Origin of the sequence: Synechococcus sp. R55.7, assembly GCF_047461955.1 — a bacterium.
Lineage (GTDB): Bacteria > Cyanobacteriota > Cyanobacteriia > Thermostichales > Thermostichaceae > Thermostichus.
On the sequence record NZ_JANSIC010000487.1, the window covers coordinates 1 to 635 of the forward strand.

General features: G+C 61.3%; 1 protein-coding gene. It reads left to right on the forward strand.

What is annotated here, in order from left to right; translation table 11 throughout:
* Positions 1–635 (forward strand): endolytic transglycosylase MltG (gene mltG, locus NW820_RS13295; RefSeq protein WP_414407763.1); only part of this gene is annotated, 635 nt, incomplete at both ends.

Sequence of the window (635 nt, forward strand, 5' to 3'; positions counted from 1 at the left end):
CTGGCCCAGCGCAACTGGCTGGCAGCCGATGCCTTCATTGCCGTGACCCGGGTGATTCCCCCCCTCGACTGGCTGCCCCCCAACTTGAGCTCACTAGAAGGCTACCTGTTCCCAGACACCTATCTTTTCCCCATCGAACAGGTGGAGGGATCCCTGCCGGATCGGGAAAAGGCCCAGATGGTGGTCGACGCCATGCTGCAGCGATTTGTCGCGGTGGCCCTGCCCCTGTTTCGCCAGCACACCACTTCCCTGTCTCTGCACGAGTGGGTTACCCTGGCCAGCATTGTGGAGCGGGAGGCCGTGGTGCCGGAAGAACGCGCTTTGATTGCAGGTGTCTTTCTGAACCGGCTTAAGAAAGGGATCCCCCTGGGAGCCGATCCGACGCTGGAGTATGCCTTGAATATCCGGCAAACCCCAGATCGCCGCCTCACCCTTGCGGAGGTGCGTACCCCCTCTCCCTACAACACCTACCTCAACCCGGGTTTGCCCCCCGGCCCCATCGCCAGCCCGGGCTTGGCCAGCTTAAAAGCCGTTTTGGAGCCTGAGCGAACCGACTATCTCTACTTTGTGGCCCGCTACGATGGCACCCACGTTTTCAGCAAAACCCTAGCAGAGCACGAGGCAGCCCAATTGCA